The organism is Nonomuraea sp. NPDC005730, from assembly GCF_040630865.1.
Lineage (GTDB): Bacteria > Actinomycetota > Actinomycetes > Streptosporangiales > Streptosporangiaceae > Nonomuraea.
In genome coordinates, this window is sequence record NZ_JBEXYK010000012.1 from 172,485 (window position 1) to 190,892 (window position 18,408).

The window sequence follows — 18,408 nt, forward strand, 5'->3', positions numbered from 1 at the left end:
ATCGGGGTTTCCGAGCCGATCAGCTTGACGCCGGCGAAGATGAGCAGGACGGCCAGGCCGTAGTGCAGGTGCACGAAGCGGCGCAGCGGCCCGGCCAGGCAGAAGTACAGGCTACGCAGGCCCAGAGCGGCAAACGCGTTGGCGGTCCAGACGATGAAGGAAGGACGGGGCCGACGCTCAAGGTTTCACAATCAGTCAGTCGTCGGGACTCAACGCTTCACTCGACGCGCCCCCGCCTGAGTCCGACCTTGACCGAGGATCACCGGCAAGGGTTCGGTGCTCTGTAGATAGCTGACTCGGATTCACCTGTCAGCAGTTGCTGACAGCATGAGGGGAGGGTCGAGCCGATGACGGCGGCCGGCTTCCGCGAGAAGCGCGGCCAGCCATCCGAGGCTGTCCAGCGACCACTCGGCCAGGGTGGTGGTCGGGTACGCCACTTGTTCGGTGGTGCCTGAGCAGGCGTGATGGCGGCTCGGGGATGGCCGGATGTGGCCAGGATGATCGTCTTGACCTATCGCTTGGTCGGGCTCATCGTCGAGAGTGCTTCGACGGCGAGGCGGGCGAGGGGGCGGCGATGGCGGCTGGGGATGCACGGGTCGACGTCCACGGCGGCCGGGCGTGCAACGAGGCCGGCCAGGTCGTCCCCAGCCTGTCGGCCACCCGCGACAGCAGGGTCGACTTCAGCTTCTCCCCCGGCGGCGACGTCCACCAGAGCGTTCCGGCCATCGCCGCGCCGGTGGGCGCGGGAACGGCCGAACCGGTCGCGGAGGTCAAGGCCGATGGCCTGGGCACGCGGCGCCCGGAGTGCTCCGGCGCCTGGCCGGACGAGACCGAGATCTCTCAGGGCCAGAACACCACCCGCGCCGCCAGGCTGCGGCCATCCGGCCACCTGGACGACTCGACCAAGCCGCTCACCCCCGCCATCGGACGCCGCTGAATGCCCGCCGACACCGGTCCCGCACTCGCGCGGTCGCAGACGGCCGACGTCTTCGCGCTACACCGAACACCGCTACATCAAGCAGGCCCCCGGGACAGTGCGGTCGGTCTCAGCGATCGCGGCAAGGTCCGCGGAAACCCGGCAATCCCACCGCCATCTGCCACGGCCAGTACAGCTGCCGCGAACCCCGCGCGGCATACGCGCTCGAACGCCGCATCATCCGCGAACGGCAGCGGCTTCGCGCCTCCCACGAGAACGCCGGCCCAGAAACCCACCACCGCTCCGACCCCACGACCACGCAGGTCCACGAGATCATACGGGCCGCGTGCATGACCGCCGGCATCTCCTCCGGGGACGAGCGCGACGCCACCTCCAGCACCGTGCCGGCCGGGTCGTTCCCATCGCGACCTGGTCGCTCACACCGGCTCCTCCTTCAAGCGCCGACCCGGGCCCCTCCGGATACCTGCAACGCCACGAGGGCGGCGAACCCCTCTTCACCCCCAGGGCAACCCCGTCCTCGTCCCGGACAAGTACCGCCGCGACGGCCTCCACCACAAGGTCGTCGACCCGCTCGAACAGGCGATGCGCACCGAAGAACACCGACAGCAGCTACGGCCTCATCCAGCGCCTGGATGCGGACGTGATCGGCAAGGAGCTCACTTCGTGTACGAAAAGAACCTGATCAAGGTCTACAAGGACCGCGAGTACACCTCCACGACAATGGTCCGGCACAACGGCACCGTGGTCGGCTTCGCCCTCGGCGCCGACCGGCGCGTCTACTACAGCGTGCTCAGTCTGGACCAGGCCGACCGGGCCCGCGGCGCACTCGACGCGGCCTACTGGAACGCCGACCCGGCCGTGCTGATGTTCCCCACCGAGATCGTCGACGTGGGCGTCGAGACTCCGCAGGTGGCGGTCATGCCGACCGTCAAGAAGCTGGGCTCGGCGGAGGTGCCGCCCTCGGAGAAGCTGCTGCCCGGCGAGGAGGACCCGTTCCTGTCCACGACCGCCCGGCTGACCTCCGAGTTCCCCATCCAGGTGGTTTCCGACGGCCGCTACCTGCTGGTGTTCCGCCAGTCGGTGGCGGCGGGCGCGGCCGGCTCGGTCTACGAGACGACCACCGGGCGGCTGACCGGCGACGCCACCGGAGGCAAGGCGGCCAAGACCGACGCCGCGCTGCTGTGCGACCGCTTCGTCCTGGTGGGCGCCGAGCTCAAGCCGGTGGTGGACGTCCGCTACCAGCGCAGCCGCAGCCGGATCCTGCCCGCCTCCGGCGGTGACACGCTGGGCACCCGGGACATGGAGGGCCGGCTGTTCTACGAGCCGACCATGAAACTGTCGTTCGCCGGACGGCTCACCGGCGGCCTGTTCACCGCGCTGACGCTGCCCACGGCCGTCACCGGGCACACCCGCTGGCAGATCTTCACCGCCGACGCGTCCGGCACCGTGCACGGCCACAACCTGGAGCAGACCCCCGACGGGCTGTTCAACCCCGCCGGAACCCAGCTGTGGACCAGCCCCGACCCCAAGTACGCCGCCTCGGTGCTGGAACGGTCCCCCGGGATCGACTCGCACACCCGCAAGCTGCTGGTTCCGGTCAAGCCGCCGCAGGACCGGGCCGGAACGGCTTTGCGCTTCGACGGCACGGGCGCCGCGGTGATCGCGGGCGTGGAGGTCACGGCGGCGCCCGCGGGGCCGTACACGCTGGAGGCGTGGATCAAGCCCGCCGCCGCCACCGGGACCGGGCTGATCATCGGGCGCACCCAGCGCACCGGCATGGACAGCCCTGTGCACGTGAGCCTCCAGGCCGACGGCAAGCTGCGGTTCGGCCATGGCACGCAGACCCTGACCTCGACGACGGTGGCGCCGATGGGTGTCTGGGCGCATGTGGCGGCCGTCTTCGACGGAGCGGCGCTGCGGCTGTATCTGAACGGCGCGGCGGCGGGCTCGCTCACCACGTCCGAGCAGGTCGACGTCAGCGCCCGGATCGTGGTCGGTGGGCGTGGCCCTGGCCAGACCTCCGCCGACGTGTTCACCGGCCAGATCGACGAGGTGCGGATCTGGACGATCGCGCGCACCGACTTCGCCACCCGGGGCCAGCGCCTGTCGGGCGGCGAGACCGGCCTGTACGCCTACTTCCCCCTCGACGAGGGCGCCGGCGTGGAGGTCCGTGACCGGAGTGCCAACAGGTTCTCCGGCCGCTTCGACCCCGGCCCCGTCTGGGTCGACTCCGACGCCCCCGTCTACGACGGCCCCGGCATCACCCGCCAGTCGTTCACGGTCACCGGCCGAAAGGCTGTCGCGGGCCTGGCCGCGACGCTGTACTACCAGCAGCAGTCCTCGGTGACGGGCTACGGCCAGGCGCCGCTGCCCGAGCGCAGGCAGGCGCGCGTGATGCTGGCCTTCGCCACCTCCGGGCCGCCGCCCAAGGGCGAACCGGCCGACCGCTCCTACGTCGCCACCCTGGACTTCGCCGTCTCCAAGGACGGCCGGCTGGCCAGGCTGCCCGGCGTCGTCGACCTGGCCTGGATCGGCACACCCGACCCCACCAAGGACACCGAGCGACTCCGTCAGGCGGAGGAGGCGGTGACCGCGGCGCGCGGCAAGCTCTATACCGACCAGCAGCTTGCCGACTGGATGCCGAGCAGCCTGGCCCGGCTGAAGCAGCTCGAGGATGAGTTGACCCGCGGCGGCATCTTCAGCTTGTACACCCTCAACAGGACCATCGTCGGCCCGGCCAGGAACGCGGGGCGGCAGCGGGAGGCCGAGATCATGGCCGAGGCGGTGCCGCTGGCGCAGAGGTACCTGCAGCAGATGGAGGCCTCCCAGCGGCTCGGCGCCGACAAGGCGGCCCTGAACACCGCGCTCAACACCCTGGCCACGCTGACCGGCGCGCAGGCGGGTGCGGCCGAGGCGGTGCTGCCGATGCCCACGCTGCACACCGACCGTGCCGGGCTCACCACACTCGGCGCGCTGCTGTCCTTCGCCTGGACCGCCAACGCCCCCGCGCTGCTGGACAGCTCGACCGGCGAGGTGGCGCTGTACTTCCGCGGCGGCGCCGGCCAGTATTTCGCCGCCTACTACGCCGCCACGATCGCCCCCGCCGTCAAGCAGTTCACCGTCGCCGACGGCACGTTGCGGCTGTCGGCCCGCGACATGGCCCTGCGCTCGGCCGACTTCGCGGTCAAGGTGACCGCCACCGGGGCGGGCCTGTGCACGGTCGAGGTCAGCCGCGGCACGACCACGGAGACGTTCCCCTCGGTGCCCGACCGGGCCGACCGGCTGGCCTCGGTGCTGAACGGCACCGCCAAGGGAACCGAGCTGGGCACGGTGCTGTCGATCCAGGACAAGGTCGTGACGCTGATAGAGCCGCTGGCGACCGCGCTGACCGCCGGCTCGGCCGTGACGGTCGGCGCCGACAGCCGTACGGCCGAGGCGGCCCCGGCCGGTTCGGCGCAGATCACGCTGACCAGCGGCGGCCTGACCGCTGGTACGGGCGCCAAGGTGCGCACCCCCGCCTACGACTACACCAAGGCCACCTGCAGCGTCCCCGGTGTGTCGGTGGCCTCCGGTTCGCTGATCGTCAGCGCGCACGCCCAGAGCGCCACCGGGCCGGTCCCCGCCGGGACCGCCGCCGACGTCAGCCAGCCGCTCGGCCCGCGCTGGCACGGCGACGCCCCCGGCCGGGCGTTCTCCTTCGACCGCGACGCCAAGAACCGTCTGCACCTGGCGAACACCGCCAACATCGCGGCCCTGGCCGCCTCCGGCGACCTGACGCTGGAGGCGTGGATCAGGCCGACCGTGGTCAACAACGGCGACCTGATCCTGGCCACCGACGCCGGCCCCACCCGGTACGCGCTGAGCCTGACGCAGCTCATGAAGGGCGACGGCTCCTTCGCCTACCAGATCGACGCGACCGTCAACGAGCAGAGCGTGCGCAGCGTCGACCTGTTCCCGCCGGGGGAATGGGCCCACCTGGCCGTCGCGTTCACCCAGGACTGGGCGATGCGGATGGACGGCGTCGGCTACCTGGACGCCGGCGGCCCCGGCGGCCTGGACATCGTGGAGAACCTGACCATCGAGGCGTTCGTGCAGATCGAGTCCAGCGGCCGGCACGGGCTCGTCGGCAAGGGCGTGCTCGGCGACGGCGGTCAGACGGCCGTGCCCTACTGCCTGTACGTCGACAACGACAACCGCCTCGCCTTCGCCTTCGAGGCCGGATCCGGTACGGCCGCGCCCGTCGTGCACAAATCCACCATGGCCCTGACGACCGGCAGGTTCCACAAGGTCGCCGTCGTGCGCAGGAATCCGACGGGCATCGAGACGGGCGTGGAGATCCGCTTCTACGTCGACGGCGCCGACGCCGGGGCGCACCGCTACAAGGGCGCCAAGCCCGTGGGCAACGACGCGCCCGCCGAGCTCGGCCGCATGGTCGAGGGCAAGACCGTGTCCGGCCTGAAGGGCATCCTGTCGGAGGTACGGATCTGGAACGTGGCCAGGGACGCCGACCAGATCGGCGTGCCCATCAGTCCCAAAGCGCAGGGGCTGGTCGCCTGGTGGAGGTTCCCGGAGTCCAAGGGCTCCATCACGCAGGACATGTGCGGCTCCTATCCCGCCACGCTGCGCGCCGTGACGCGGGTGCGCACCCCCGACCCGGCGGGCAACAGGTTCACCCTGTACCGCAACGGCAACCCCGTGGCGACGGAGCGGATGACGCAGGCGGCCGTCGCCCGGTCCGCCGCGCCACGCTCGGTGGTGGGCGAGGGGTTCACCGGCGACCTGGACGAGATCCGGGTCTGGCGGACCGTCCGTACGCAGGAGCAGATCCTGGACAGCATGTTCGGCCGCATCAAGGGAGACCGGCAGCACCTGCTCGCCTACTACCCGTTCGAGGCCGACGACACGGTGGCCGGGGCGCTGGTCAAGGACGCCGGGCTGAGCGGCCAGCACCTGACTCAGTCGGCGCCCGGTCCGAAGATCGTGCTGTCCACGGCGCCGATCTCCACCGACGCCGCCCGGATCCGCTCGGCACTGACCGGCATCAAGACCTCCTACCACGGCACGATCGCGACCACCCCGGCCGCCACCGAGTACGGCGACGTGCAGCGACTCCCGGACGACTCGATCATCGGAGTGCTCAAGCGGGCCTACGGCTACCTCCAGGACGACAAGTCGTGGGCGCTGAGCACCGGCTTCAAGGTCGGCGAACTGGCCACCACCTGGGTCGGCCAGGTGCAGTTCGACCCCCAGCTCATCGGCTACATCGAGGGCGCGCCGCCGGTCCCGTCGGAGAACATGATCGACGAGAAGAAGGACTACGCGGGCGCCTCGTCGATCTCCTTCGTGCAGGCCGACAACGTCGTCAACTCCTTGTCGTCGCAGCGGGACGTCAGCGTCGACGCCGCGATGAAGATCGCCTTCGACCAGTCGTTCGGCGACGAGGTCTGGGCCGTCGCCGCGCCGCTGGGCGCCGGCACCGCCAAGCCGATGAGCGCGGTCAAGCAGGAGTGGGGCTTCTACCTGTCCCTCGACTTCTCCAACAGCTGGAGCGACACCACGGAGGTGTCCCAGGGCGCCAACACCACCCGCGCCAGCAAGGTCACCCTCGCCGGCGGCTGGGAGGACGCCGACGGCACCAAGCACGTCAACCCCACCGTCGGACGCCGCTGGGTGCCCGCCAACACCGGCTTCGCCGTCGTGCAGTCCGAGACCGCCGACATGTACGCGTTGCGCTTGACGCACACCGGCGCCGTCGTCGCCTACCGGATGCTGCCCAGCCCCGACATCCCCCGCGACTGGAACCTGATCCCGTTCCCGATCAACCCCCGCTACACCAAACAGGGCACCCTGGACGGGATCGTCGGTTTCCACGAGTACGGCCAGGTCCCCGGCCTGCGCCCGTTCCCCGACCCGCACTTCCCCAACGCCGCCGACGGGGTGAGCGGCGAGTACAGCTACTACCGCCCCGCCGAGGCCTACCGGATCAAGAAGCGCATCCAGCGCGAGCAGCAGCAGTTGCAAGGCTTCTACGACTCGGTGTCCGTCCAAACCCACACCTGGGACCCCACCCACGGCCAGGCGGCCAAGGTGCTGAACGGGATGACGGGCGGCACCGGCGCCACCACCGAGGCCGGTTCCGGCGGCGACCCCGAGGCCAAACGCGCGGCCACCAGGTCGGCTTCGCGCCGCAACATCGTCAACACGTACGTGTGGACCGCCGCCGGCGGCTTCTTCGCCGAGACGACGGCCACGACCGACCAGGTCACCGAGACCACCTCGGGGGCGTTCTCCTTCAAGTCCACCTTCGGCGGCAACTACGCCGTCAGCTTCGACATCATGGACTTCGGCAACAAGTTCGGCGTGGAGGCGTCCATGAGCGCCGGGTACAGCGTCACCCGCAAGAAGTCCAAACAGGCCACCCGTACGTTCAGCCTCGATGTGAGCTGCGGGCCCGGCGCCGAGCTGCAGAAGTTCGTCAGTGACAAGCCGCAGTTCGACGCCGCGGGCAAGCCGATCCTGGTGCCCGGCCGGGTCGACGCCTACCGGTTCATGACGCTCTACCTGGACACCACCACCGACAACTTCGAGGACTTCTACGGCAAGGTGATCGACCCGGAGTGGCTGGACCGGGGCACCGACCCGAACGCGCTGGCGCTCAAGCGGGCCCAGCAGGCCGAGACCAAGCCGCCGTGCTGGCGGATCATGCACCGGGTCACGTTCGTCAGCCGGGTGCTGGACACCGGTGTGAGCACACCGTCACTGGCACAGGAGATGGGCTCGCTCGGCATCGCCAGCGACTACGCGCTCATCACCAAGCTCCAGCCGCACCTGACCGGCGCGACGAAGGACTTCACCGCGCTCAACAAGGCGGCCAGGGCCGCGCTGGTGGGCAACTTCGCCCGGCTGGCCCCGTACGCCGACACGATCGTGGGCCGCCTGGCGGCCTACTACAACCTGCAACCGGACGACGCCCCTCTCACCTCCGCGCCGCCCACCGCGGCGGCGGCCCCCGACGGCAAGCTCACCCTGGGCGCGACGTCGGTCCCCAAGGGCACGAGCCTGACCTTCACCTACTCCACGCTGCCCGCCACGGTCAGCGCGAAGAACTGGATCGGCCTCTACCCGGCCACCATGGCCCCCAAGGACGGCGCGTCCATCGACTGGCGCTACACCCCCGGCGCGGACGGCACGCTCGTGATGCCGACCGACAAACTCCCCGGGCCGGGCGCGTACGCGGCGTACTACCTCCACAACGACGGCTACACGGTCCTGGCGGGCCCCATCCGCTTCACCGTGACCTGACGTACCGGGCGACGCCGGCCGGCCTCGGCCGGCGTCGCCGACGAGAGCGCTCACGCGCGTCCTGCGGAAATGTCGGCCGCGCCGGGGAATCTCGCAAACGGCCCTCGGGCGCTCTCGTGGCGCCTGTCGACCAAGCTGCATGCTTTTGACCATGGTTCGGTGGTCGAGCTCGGAGGCGGGGGTCAGTTCTCCTTGAGCCTCTCCCACGCGGCGGCGTTGTCGGCACGAGCCTGGTCGCGGCGCGCGGGTGTGACGCAGACCTGGTCACCGACGTAGGCCTCCCGCCAGACATACCCCTGGACGCAGCTCTTGGGCCCGGCCGGCCCATCGGTCCAGCGGCCGGCGGCGGCCGCGTTGTCGTCCAGGGTCTGGTTGCGGGTCTCCGGAGACACGCAGACGTAGTCGGAGTCGTCGGCCATCCGCCACACGTAGGCGTCCTGGCAGGCGTTCGGCCCCCACACATGCCGGGCGACGTTGATCCGAGCGGGCGTGGCGGCCGTGTCCTGCTCCGCCTGGTACTTCACGGTGGGGTGGACGCAGGCCACGTCGGCCAGCGTGATCTCCCGGTGGACGTAGCCCCACCGGCAGGCGCCATAGGCGTCCAGACGGTTCGGCTGGTCGGCGTTGTCGGCGGCGGTGCTGTCGCGTACGGCAGGCGTCACGCAGGCGTCGTCCCCGGCCACGGCGGCCCGCGGGACCCACTCGAAGCCGCACTTGCCGGTCACGTCGGTCGAGACGGTGACGGTCACCGAGTCGGCGGTCATCGAGTCGAGCTTGATCTCGACGCCGCCGCTGCGGTAGCTCTGGATCGGCGTGGGGTTCGTCTCGTTCTCCATCAGGAGGTTGACCCAGTCCCGTCCCTGGTAATGGTGGATGAGGATGCTGTCCTTGGGGATCGCGCTGCTGCGGCCGGTCTTCTTACGGAACTCGACGGTGAGGTACCTGTCGGGTCTCTTCGGGTCGTACGGCACGCGGACCATCAGCGCGCCGGGCCGGTCCGGCTGCTCGATGGGTGCCAGCCGTACGGTCCGGGTGCCGGCTCCGTCCTTGCCGAGCGTCGTCACCCGCCAGCCGGGCAGCCAGCCGAGCTCGTCGAGGCTGGCGCGGCCAGCGCGATCGCGCCCTCGCCGAACCGCTCGGAAGGCGGGAAGTGGGTGGTGGACGCCGACATCGTGTCGTACGGGTTGCCCACCTCCGTGGGGTGCTGGTTCAGGAACTGCGACAGTCTGTGGTTCAGCCCGTTGAGCCGCCCGAACTCGAAGGCGGCGCGGTTCAGCGTCCAGGCTGTGGAGTCCAGGACGGTGGTCCTGTCCCCCCGTGCGTTGTACGAGGCGCGCGCGAATCCGCCTTCGGCGGTGTTGATGATGACGAACAGCGCGCTGCCGGGCGGCCGCGTCCACCCTTGGCTCTGCGCGCTCCGCACGCAGTCCTTCGGCTTGTTCCAGGGGTACCAACCCTCGTCGCTCCACTGCGAGTAGGTCTTGGGGATGGTGTACCAGCCGTGGACGTCGCCGCCCTCCAGGGCGACCCGGCCGCGCGACTGCTCGGCGACGAAGTCGGCCAGGCCGCCCTTGCCGAGACCTTCGGCGGTGAGCAGCTCCTTGAAGAACTGCGGGGGTTCGGGCTCCTCAGGCCGGTCGAGGAACTTGCACAGCAGAACCGCGATCGGCCACTTGGCCTGCACCGGCGCGGCCGCGGCCGGCGCGGACGGTACCAGCGCGGCGGTGGTCAGGGCGGCCAGCAGTGTCACTGCCGGCCGGCGGGCACCAGGGTGGAACATGACTCTCCGTTTCCTCTGATTCCAGTCGATCAGGTCGGCTCAGAGCGTGGGACGGACGGCGAGGCGCAGGCCCAGGTGGGCGTGCGCGCCGAGCAGCAGCGCGGCGCTGGCGTACACCGAGACGGTGGAGCCGCCGAAGGTCTGCGCCAGGATGGTCACCGGGAACCACAGACCGGCGAGCAGGGGCAGCCAGCGGACCGCCCCCCGCAGGCGGCCCCGGATCGCGATGGCGAGCCCGAGGGCGAGCATGCCGAGCTGGCTGAGCGGCCAGCAGGCGTCCAGGATCAGCAGCGGCAGCGGGAACTCGTCGTAGGTGGCGTAGCCGAAGGACAGCGCGTTGGTCACGAACGCGCCGAGCAGCAGCACCAGCAGGCCCATCGGGATCACGCGGGTCCACCCGTCGCCGGCCGCGCGCGTGACGCGCACGGTCCACACGAACGCGAACAGGCCCGCGACGAACAGCATGCCGGTGACGGTGTCGAGCGTCTGGACGCCGTCCTGGACCCTGTCGCCGACGATCACGGTGCCGGCGCTCCAGGCGACGGCTCCCGCGGCCAGCAGGAGGCCGGAGAGCCTGACCTGGGCCGGGTTCGAAGGGGGGTGGGCCACCACGGGCTCGTGCGGGTTGACGTTGCTGGGCACGATGCGGCTGGACATGATGCTCCTCGGGGTGCGCGGGTCGGTGCCAGCACTTTCCCGCCGGAGTGCCCCGGGCGCCCAGGGAGCACGGCCATGCCTGCGGTCCTGGATCGGCCCGGCCCGATCAGGGACCGCTGTCCCGGTCGGACGGGGGCATCCCCGGGATCGGGGTCACTGCCCGAGGCCGGCCTCGCGGGCCTGGATGATGGCCTGGGCGCGGTCGGCGACCTGGAGCTTGGCGAAGACGTTGGAGACGTTGTTGCGCACGGTCTTGGGGGACAGCGACATCCGCTCGGCGATCTGCCGGTTGGTCAGGCCTGCCGCGATGAGGTCGAGGGTCTCCCGTTCGCGGGCGGTGAGCTGCTGGAAGGGCTCCTCGCGGGGCGGCCGGACGGTGGCGAGCCGGGCAAAGTAGCGGGTCACACGTTCGGCCAGCGCGGGGCCGAAGATGACCTCGCCGCTGGCCACCGCGGTGATGGCGCGCAGGATCTCGGTCTGGTCCGCCCCCTTGAGCAGGTAGCCGCGGGCCCCGGCGAGCATGGCGGCGAAGACGCTCTCGTCGTCCTCGTGCATCGTGAGCACCAGGACATGAGTGCCGGGGCAGGCGGCGGCGATGCGCTCGGTCGCCTGCACGCCGTCCAGGCGGGGCATCCGCAGGTCCATCACCACGACCTGGGGCCGTAGCCGGACGGTCTCGGCGACCGCCTGCTCCCCGTCGGCGGCGGTGCCCACCACCTCGGCCTCGCCGGTGGAGTGCAGCATCATGCGCAGCCCGTCGCGGTAGACCGGGTGGTCGTCGGCGAGCAGCACGCGAGGCGTCACGGGGCCGTCACCACCCGTGCAGGCAGGACGGCGTGCACTCGGGTGCCGCCCCCGTGGGCGGGCTCGACGACGCACCGGCCGCCCAGTTCCTCCGCGCGCTCCCGCATGCCGAGCAGACCCACGCCCACCACGGCGCCGGGGCGCAGGCCGCGCCCGTCGTCGGTCACCTCGACCTCCAGTTCGTCATCGGCCACGGCGACGCGCACCTGGCAGCCGGTCGCGCCCGCGTGCCGGGCGATGTTCGTCAGAGCCTCGCAGACGATGCGGTACGCCGCCACCTCGGTCGCGGCCGGCAGCGCCGTCAGATCCCCTTCGATCTCGACCCGGACGGCCAGGCTGCCGTCGCGGAACCGGGACGCCTCGTGCCGCAGCGCGCCGGCCAGGCCGAACTGGTCCAGGGCCGGCGGACGCAGATCGTGCACCAGTCTCCGCACGTCGCCGAGCATGCCGCTGAGGTCGGAGCGGACCTGGTCCAGCGCCGCGCGGGCGGAGTCGGCGTCCCGAGCCATCAGGTTGTGCGCCGCCTGCACCTTCAACGCGGCGGCGGCCAGGGTGGGGCCCAGCCCGTCGTGCAGGTCGCGGCGGAGCCGGCGGCGTTCCTCGGCCACGCCGTTGACCAGGCGTTCACGGCTGTGCTGGAGCTCCTCGGTCAGCGCGGTGGCACGTACGGCGGCGGCGGCCTGGCGTACGACGTCGGCGAGCAGCCGCTGCGCGGACTCGGCCGGCCAGGCGCCGGGGCGCGGCACCAGGGCGAGTCGGCCGATCGGCGCCTCCCGGTAGGCGAACGGCAGCACGACGACGTCCGGACGGGGTGTGCCGTGTTCCACCACGACGGTCCGGCCGTCGGCGCGGTCCAGCTCGACCCGCACGTACGGTGACCGGTACCCTGCCGACACCGCCTTGGCGACCTCCAGCAGCAGGTCTTCCGGCCGCGTCGAGTCCTCCAGCCGGCGGGCCAGGGCCGAGACCACCTCGTACGGCTCCGCCCGCCCGGCCAGCACCCGGTTCACCCATCGCCGTACCCGTTCGCGAAGCGGCGCGTAGACCACGCCCACCGCGACGGCGGCCAGCACGGCCGCGACCGGTTCCCCGATGACCGCGCCGAGGCCGGCGAAGAGCGGGACGTCGATCGCGACGACGGCGAGCGCGAGCCCGCCGTACAGCAGGGTCCAGCCGAGCACGGGATCGATGGCGTAGAGCCGGTAGCGGCTCACCGCCACCAGGACCGCCGCGGCGAGCGCCACCAGGCACAACACGAACCCCAGATCGCGCGGCATCCCGTCCAGCACGGCGGAGGCCAGCATCAGGGCCGCGTTCAGCAGCGCGGCCAGCAGCATCCAGCGCAGCTGCGCCCGACGCTCGCCCGACGATCCCCGGAACCGCCAGGCGAAGGCCGCCACCGGTACGGGGAGACCGGCCACCAGCAGCACCGGCGACACCGCGTACGCCGCCTGCCAGAAGGCGTCGGGGGGCACCGGGATCGGCGCGTCCAGCCCGGGCAGGTAGTCCTGCGGCGACACGATGTGCCAGGGCACGAACAGGAAGATGAGCACCGTCAGGCCCGTGGCGGCGAGCGAGACCGCGGCCGCCCACCGCCAACGGGGCGAGACCAGCCGTCCGTCGGGGAAGTACAGCAGCACGAGCAGCGGCACCAGATTCAGGAAGGGCCCCAGCCGCGCCCCGGCGTAAACCGCAGCCGTGGTCAGCGGGAGCGTGCCGCCGTGATGGGCCGACGACAACACCGCGTACGCGCCGGCCAGGCCGTTCATGCAGGCCACCAGCCCGCCGGTGATCAGGATCCAGGTCATCAGGTGGCGTGGCCGCCGTACCGCCAGCACTCCTCCGGCGATCGCCAGGGCGGCGCCCGGGACCGTCGAGGCCCAGACCTCCCAATCGAGCGGCTCCGGCCGGGTCACCGGTCCGGTCGCCACGTCGATCCAGGTGGCGGTCACGGCGGCGAAGACGGATGCGGCTGCCAGCATCACCGCTCCTCCCGCCGCCCACCGGTCTCTCACCGAGACAGCCTGACCGCCCAGTCCAGCCGCCCTCTCGGAGCCGATCTCGTCGAGCCCATCGGTACAGACCTCGGCTGCATCCGCGGCGGCGGTCCGAGTGGCGCCTTGCGCGGCGGGGGCGCCGGTCATGGAGGCGCCGACAGGAGCACCGCGGTGGTCTCCTTGGGGCTGGTCATGGCCGGCGGCACGGAGGTCGGACACGCGGCCCACACTGCCACAGGCCGCATCCCGCGGGCACGGGAGCGACGTCCTGCCGTTGTCCCGTCCTGGCCGGGACAACGGTCCTGGTCACCTGGGGATCAAGCCGTGCCGGCGGTCGGAGTGGGCGTTCCTCCGCTTCAAGCCGGCGTGACCTAGGCGGCGACGAGCTCGGCGAGCGTAGCGGTTGACAGCACATGCACGCGCCGCCACACCAGCAGCTCGGCCTCCCGCAGCTCCAAGAGGGGCTTCATCGGCGACCTGGCAGAGGCTTTCGCCCCGCCCGCCGCTACGCCGCCGCCCACCTGGCCGCGATCGGCATCGGCATGGGCATGCCCGGCTACCAGACCCCCGCCGAAACCCCTGACCGCGTCCAGCCGGACACGCTCGTGGCGGCGGCGCGGCTGCTGGTCACCGCCGTGGGAATGCTGGCCGCCCAGACCTGATCGCCTCACGATGGCACCACCTGGGCAGCGGTTGCTGTGCTCAGGTGCCGTCGGCCCATGATCGAGTGGCGGCTTGCTGGGTGAGGTGCTCGGGGAGGGCGGTCATCCTGCCGAGGTCATGATCGCGAACGGCTTGTCAGGCGGTCGCCGGGTGCAGAAGGACGGACTTCCTCGTGCTGTTGCCGGTCAGGAGGCGAGGAAGTCGAAGTGAAAGCCGACGAGGAACAGCACCAGCGCAATCCAGCGCAGCGCATGAGCAGGCCGTGCACGATCAAGAAGGGCGGCGAGGGTGTCGAATGTGCTCATCGCCAGAATTACGAAGAGAAGGGCGGGTATCACCAGGGTGCCCAGGAGGAAGGCGCCGATCCAGATGCCGAGTCCGCGTCTGAAGGACCAGTGATCCCTGCTCATGATCCGGTGGACGAGCACAGCCATGGCCGCCACGACAGTCCACAGGACAACAGCTGACGCTGCCGTCCAGCGGGGGATGAACGGATCGGTGGAGGTAAGGCTGAGAACCAGCATGTAGCTGACGAAGCCCACCCAGGCCAGGGCTGCGGTAGCCATGACTACGGTGCCCGGCAAGGGGCTTCGCCAAGAATGATGTTCGAAGACGCGTCGGCGAGCCCGCCGCCCCACGGCTCGCAATGATTCGGGTCCGATCAGGTCGAGCACGACGGTCAGGGCGGCGAAGAACTGGAGTGCCTTACCGGCGCGCCCCCAGATGTACAGGGGGTGTCCCCACAGAGTGGCGCCGACGAGTTGATGGCCATCAAGCCAGCGCATCCACAGCTCCCATAGATCCCCCACGTGCGCATCATGTTGGCTGCATGACGTGGCGTCGAGCGGGACGGAGAATCAACCACATATGGAGGGGATGCGCAGAAAGGCGACTTTTGTTGGAGATGCCCTCAGCGCTTCACCGGGAGGAAGGCGCGCCGCCGCCACTGCTCTGCGATGCGGTCAGATTGAGTGGCGCAGCTCGCCGAGCAGCTTCTCCACACGCGAGGCGACGGATGGACGCTGCCCCAGCTGCGCCACTCGGCGCTGACCCGCCTGGCCTTACCTGGTCGTCAAGTTGGTACGTGATGGCCACGTCCTCGGCTCCCACGGGTCAACGTCTAAGCCCGCCGCCGATGGGAAGGTTGAGTGGGTTTGCGCGCGGCGAGGAAGGCCTGTGAGGGATGGGCATACTGAGCTGAGCCGCCCCATCGCCGCCGACTTGGGCCGGGTAAGGGATCAGGTGCACACCTTGGCGCTGGCCGCCGGTTTTGGGCTCGCGGGCCGGGCGACCTCGTCGTCGTGGAGGGACCGGAGACCGTCCGGCACGAGCTCCCGTCAGGAGTGTGCGGTGCGCCGCAGGAAGGCCGAGATCTCGTACGCGACGACGTCCGGCCTCTCCAGGCCGCACAGGTGGCCGAGCTCCTGCAGCAGCACCGCGCGGCTTCCGGGGATGCGCCGCACGTCGTCAAGCTGCTTCGCCTGGTCCACGACGACGTCCTTCCCGCCCAGGAGGTAGCAGGTCGGTACGCGCATCCCGGGCAGCTCGTCGGCCTGGCTGGTCAGCGCGCCGCCGGCCAGCCAGCCGTGCCACATCCGTTCGGTGACGGTCAGCATGCTGCTCGTCAGGCCCGATGTCCTGGACGGGTCCACGGAGATCGCCGCCACCGCGTGCGCGAGAGCCTCGACGTCGCCGTACGCGGCGTCGAAGCCGGCGATCACCTCGTCCTCGGCCGTCGTCCCCGCGGCGTTCCACGGGACGACGCCGATCAGGGCTCGCACCTCGTCCGGGCGGTCGAGCGCGATCCGCACCGCGATCGCGCCGCCGATGGACTAGCCGACGAGGCTGTAGTCGTCGGCACCCGCCTCGTTGATCGCCTCGTGCAGGATCGCGGCGAGCGAGGGCAGCCGTCCGTCCGCGGGCGCGCGTACGGACCGGGCGTGTCCGGGAAGGTCGAAGATCAGGACGCGGAACCCGTCGAGGTGCCGTGCGATCCCGGCCATCAGCTCGGCCGAGGCGCGGCGGCCCCAACGGGCTCAATGGCCGTCAGATCATCCGCCCCCAACCCGGGTGCGTCACCGGCCCGCACGTCGACGGCCTCAGAGCCTGCACGTACTGGGGACGGGGGCTCGCCGCGACCGACTACGACGGCGACGGCAGGACCGACCTCGCCCTGGCCGGCGAGGACGACATGCAGGTCATGGCGTGGAAGCCGGGCGGCATCTCCACGGTGTACCGCCACCAGCAGGCCGACGAGCGGTACGTCACATCGATCAAGGCGCCGTGGAACGGCCACGCCAGCGGCAGCATCCCGGGCACGGACGCCGCCGACGTGGACGGCGACGGCAAGCTGGAGATGGCCGCGCTCATCGAGGTCCAATGGCGGAGCAACAAGGTCTGGCTCGCCGTGCTCGACGAGCCGCACTCCGGGAACGGAACGGCCACCGTGCTGGCCTCGCCGGACAGTTGCAGCCCTCCGACGTTGAGCGGCAGCGTCGACACCTGCCCGAAGGTGGACTCGCGGACGGCGTTCGGCGACGTGAACGGGGACGGGCGGCTCGACGTGGTCCTGGCGACTCCGAGCACCGGCGGGTTGCAGGTCTGGTACGGCTCGGCCACCGGGTTCCCCTCACGGCCAGGGTTCGCGGCGCAGGTGTCGTGGATGGTCCCCGTCGCCGTCGACTTCCCCTGGGCGCAGGCCATGAGCCAGCCTCTGACCGTCGGCGACATCGACGGGGACGGCGCGGCGGAGATCACGGTCGGCGCCTTCACTGCCACCGTGTCCGGGCAGGCGGAGGCCGGGCATGTCGCGCTGGTGCCGGGATCGCGGAACGGGCCCGTCCTGGCCGGGACCCGGATCATCACGCAGGACGGCATCAGGGCCTACAACGAGCCCGAACCGTCTCCGACGCCGACCATCACCTCCCCCAACCCCACGCCGTCCGCGACCACCACCGTGACCCCAACCCCCACCGCGACCTCCCATCCGACCGCCAGCGAAACCCCGGGCCCCGTGGTGACCTTCGACCCGAAGCCCACCGACGAGCCCGCGTCCTTCGCCCGCGCGACTGCCGTCCTCGACCCCATCGCCACGGAATCCCTTCCCAACGACCACTTCGGCAAGGCACTGGCGATCCTTGACGTCACCGGCGACGGCAAGCGCGAGCTCGTAATCGGCGTCCCCGGCAAGTACGACGCCAGCGGCATGCTCGTCACGTTCCGCGGCACCCCCACCGGCATCGCCACCGACACCGCCCAGATCATCTACGGCCACGACGTCGGCGCCGGAGCTGACGGGAGCGGGTTCGGCCAGCGGCTTCTGCAGTAGCGCTCAGGCGATGGTGATCCCGGACACGGGCGTGCCCGGAGGCGCATCGCGTACCTGCTCGTGGATCTGACCGGCGATGTTCAGCCCGACCACGAAGCCGATCACGCCCAGGTTGTCCGGGCTCACCTCACCCCCGAGCACCCGCGGGTGCTCGAACTGGTGGATCTGGTCGGCCGCCAAGCCCAGGCCCCGCTGCTCGGCGGCCTGGGCGAGGCCGGCCAGCAGGTACCGATCCTTACCCTCGGCCGTGTTCGACTCGGCCCGCAGCGCGTCGGCGTCCGCCCAGGCCCTGGCAGTTTCGCTCTGGCTTGGTCGGCGCGCCAGCGCCGAATACGCCGCGGCTGTGCAGGAGCTCACGACCCAGGGCGTCGGCCGGGGCCCGGCCAGCCGAAGGGTTCAGCAGCGGCGGCCGCGGTCGCGCTGTCCGGTGTGCGGGCGAACGTGGTGGGCGGGCCTGCAGCTCGATCCCCAGCGCGCGAGCCTCTGCTCCCAGCAACAACCGCCACTGCAGTTCGTCCAGATGGGGTCGGATATCGGCGAGCTTGGCCGCGAGCCGGGCCTGATCGGCGGTCATCCGACCTTCTTTACCCAATTCCCGCGTGAGTCCAAAGATGGAGGGTGCCCCTGATATGCCTTCGAGGGGCTGAGTACAGAATTCAGCGGTAGAGGGTTGGGCGAAAGCCTTTGTCCGGCCAATGCGCCACCATGTGGCCGGACAAGGGCTCCCTTGCCCCCTGGCGGTGCCCAAGGGCGGGCCGCGGCTCGGCGGGGCTGCGGCCGGTGATGGTTACAGCAGGCCGCCGCCGCGGTGGACGACGTGGAGTTTGCCGTCGTACGCCGCGACCGCAGGGCGTTCGACGGAGGTTGCAGCGGGGCTGAAGGCGGTGTCGGTGCTCCAGCTGGTGCCGTCGAAGCTGGACCAGTAGAGCTTGGTGTTGCG

Annotated in this window: 13 protein-coding genes and 1 pseudogene; 4 read left to right on the forward strand and 10 right to left on the reverse strand. The window is 71.1% G+C overall.

The features are described from left to right. Positions 1-29: 29 nt before the first annotated feature. Positions 30-155, reverse strand: a pseudogene (locus ABZ444_RS18005) (tellurium resistance protein TerC); the annotation flags it as partial. 419 nt (positions 156-574) lie between these two features. Here ABZ444_RS18005 and ABZ444_RS18010 point away from each other — a divergent pair. After that, the gene (locus ABZ444_RS18010) at positions 575-937 is read left to right on the forward strand and encodes a hypothetical protein (RefSeq protein WP_357997567.1); all 363 of its coding nucleotides are present in this window, start codon (positions 575-577) and stop codon (positions 935-937) included. A 663-nt stretch (positions 938-1,600) separates the two neighbouring features. Next, complete coding sequence (locus tag ABZ444_RS18015) at positions 1,601-8,239, forward strand: LamG-like jellyroll fold domain-containing protein (protein WP_357997570.1); 6,639 nt, start codon at positions 1,601-1,603, stop codon at positions 8,237-8,239. Between the two features lie 182 nt (positions 8,240-8,421). Here the strand turns inward: ABZ444_RS18015 and ABZ444_RS18020 are convergent, their stop codons facing one another. The 5 genes from ABZ444_RS18020 to ABZ444_RS18040 all read right to left on the reverse strand — a co-directional run bounded on the left by ABZ444_RS18020 (position 8,422) and on the right by ABZ444_RS18040 (position 13,462). Continuing rightward, entirely contained in the window at positions 8,422-9,303 is an 882-nt protein-coding gene (locus ABZ444_RS18020) for a hypothetical protein (RefSeq protein ID WP_357997573.1), read from the reverse strand. Continuing rightward, a complete protein-coding gene (locus tag ABZ444_RS18025) occupies positions 9,300-10,019 on the reverse strand; it encodes a hypothetical protein (protein WP_357997576.1) in 720 nt (239 codons plus the stop codon). Before ABZ444_RS18025 ends, ABZ444_RS18020 begins: the two co-directional genes overlap by 4 nt. Positions 10,020-10,058: 39 nt before the next feature. Further along, positions 10,059-10,676, reverse strand: coding sequence for a hypothetical protein (locus tag ABZ444_RS18030; protein WP_357997579.1), 618 nt, complete (start codon positions 10,674-10,676; stop codon positions 10,059-10,061). A gap of 153 nt (positions 10,677-10,829) precedes the next feature. After that, a complete protein-coding gene (locus tag ABZ444_RS18035) occupies positions 10,830-11,480 on the reverse strand; it encodes a response regulator transcription factor (RefSeq protein ID WP_357997582.1) in 651 nt (216 codons plus the stop codon). After that, positions 11,477-13,462: a sensor histidine kinase gene (locus tag ABZ444_RS18040; protein WP_357997585.1), complete on the reverse strand. Its 1,986-nt coding sequence runs from the start codon at positions 13,460-13,462 to the stop codon at positions 11,477-11,479. The genes ABZ444_RS18035 and ABZ444_RS18040 overlap by 4 nt, the downstream gene beginning before the upstream one ends. Positions 13,463-13,890: 428 nt before the next feature. Between ABZ444_RS18040 and ABZ444_RS18045 the strand changes: the two genes are divergently transcribed. Then, entirely contained in the window at positions 13,891-14,139 is a 249-nt protein-coding gene (locus tag ABZ444_RS18045) for a hypothetical protein (protein ID WP_357997588.1), read from the forward strand. A 186-nt stretch (positions 14,140-14,325) separates the two neighbouring features. Here ABZ444_RS18045 and ABZ444_RS18050 read toward each other — a convergent pair whose 3' ends face one another. The 3 genes from ABZ444_RS18050 to ABZ444_RS18060 form a co-directional block, all read right to left on the reverse strand. Continuing rightward, a complete protein-coding gene (locus tag ABZ444_RS18050; RefSeq protein WP_357997591.1) occupies positions 14,326-14,925 on the reverse strand; it encodes a hypothetical protein in 600 nt (199 codons plus the stop codon). Positions 14,926-15,477: 552 nt separating this feature from the next. Then, positions 15,478-15,951 (reverse strand): alpha/beta hydrolase, encoded by a 474-nt coding sequence (locus tag ABZ444_RS18055; protein ID WP_357997594.1) that lies wholly within the window; start codon positions 15,949-15,951, stop codon positions 15,478-15,480. Between the two features lie 21 nt (positions 15,952-15,972). Continuing rightward, positions 15,973-16,143 (reverse strand): alpha/beta fold hydrolase, encoded by a 171-nt coding sequence (locus ABZ444_RS18060; RefSeq protein ID WP_357997597.1) that lies wholly within the window; start codon positions 16,141-16,143, stop codon positions 15,973-15,975. Here ABZ444_RS18060 and ABZ444_RS18065 point away from each other — a divergent pair. Further along, complete coding sequence (locus tag ABZ444_RS18065; protein WP_357997600.1) at positions 16,128-17,468, forward strand: VCBS repeat-containing protein; 1,341 nt, start codon at positions 16,128-16,130, stop codon at positions 17,466-17,468. The two genes, ABZ444_RS18060 and ABZ444_RS18065, sit on opposite strands and share 16 nt — an antisense overlap. A gap of 3 nt (positions 17,469-17,471) precedes the next feature. Here ABZ444_RS18065 and ABZ444_RS18070 read toward each other — a convergent pair whose 3' ends face one another. After that, complete coding sequence (locus ABZ444_RS18070; protein WP_357997637.1) at positions 17,472-17,825, reverse strand: hypothetical protein; 354 nt, start codon at positions 17,823-17,825, stop codon at positions 17,472-17,474. Between the last annotated feature and the right edge of the window lie 583 nt (positions 17,826-18,408).

Bases quoted from the DNA above. Each gene is read 5' to 3' on its own strand.
- ABZ444_RS18010 (WP_357997567.1), top strand. From the start codon at position 575: ATGGCGGCTGGGGATGCACGGGTCGACGTCCACGGCGGCCGGGCGTGC.
- ABZ444_RS18040 (WP_357997585.1), bottom strand. From the start codon at position 13,462: ATGCTGGCAGCCGCATCCGTCTTCGCCGCCGTGACCGCCACCTGGATC.
- ABZ444_RS18030 (WP_357997579.1), bottom strand. From the start codon at position 10,676: ATGTCCAGCCGCATCGTGCCCAGCAACGTCAACCCGCACGAGCCCGTG.
- ABZ444_RS18050 (WP_357997591.1), bottom strand. From the start codon at position 14,925: ATGCGCTGGCTTGATGGCCATCAACTCGTCGGCGCCACTCTGTGGGGA.
- ABZ444_RS18025 (WP_357997576.1), bottom strand. From the start codon at position 10,019: ATGTTCCACCCTGGTGCCCGCCGGCCGGCAGTGACACTGCTGGCCGCC.
- ABZ444_RS18060 (WP_357997597.1), bottom strand. From the start codon at position 16,143: ATGGCCGGGATCGCACGGCACCTCGACGGGTTCCGCGTCCTGATCTTC.
- ABZ444_RS18045 (WP_357997588.1), top strand. From the start codon at position 13,891: ATGCACGCGCCGCCACACCAGCAGCTCGGCCTCCCGCAGCTCCAAGAG.